Here is a 236-nt window from a genome sequence, read left to right as displayed (position 1 = left end):
CCGAACTCGTCGCCGGCCGGCCGGTAGGCGGCCCAGCTGGTCTCGAGGACGATCGAGCCGCCGCCCTCCAGGCGCAGCAGCAGGCTGGCCAGGTCCTCCACCTCGTAGGCGGAGCCGACGTGCTGCTTGTCGCTCTTGGCGCCCCCGCGGCCGCGCGCGCCGAGCTCGGAGTGGGTGACGGCCGAGACCGCGGTGACCTGCGGCTCGCCGAACAGGTGCAGCGCGTAGTCGAGCAC

Annotated in this window: 1 protein-coding gene; it reads right to left on the bottom strand. The window is 74.6% G+C overall.

Going from position 1 to position 236, the window contains the following annotated elements; genetic code table 11:
- Positions 1 to 236: Gfo/Idh/MocA family protein (locus AC1RPV_RS08245; protein ID WP_481764277.1), on the bottom strand; the 236-nt coding region annotated here is incomplete at both ends.

The sequence above is a fragment of the Dellaglioa sp. CoH-55-MRSF-9 genome, from assembly GCF_056782155.1.
This window is presented reverse-complemented; position numbering and strand designations above follow the sequence as displayed.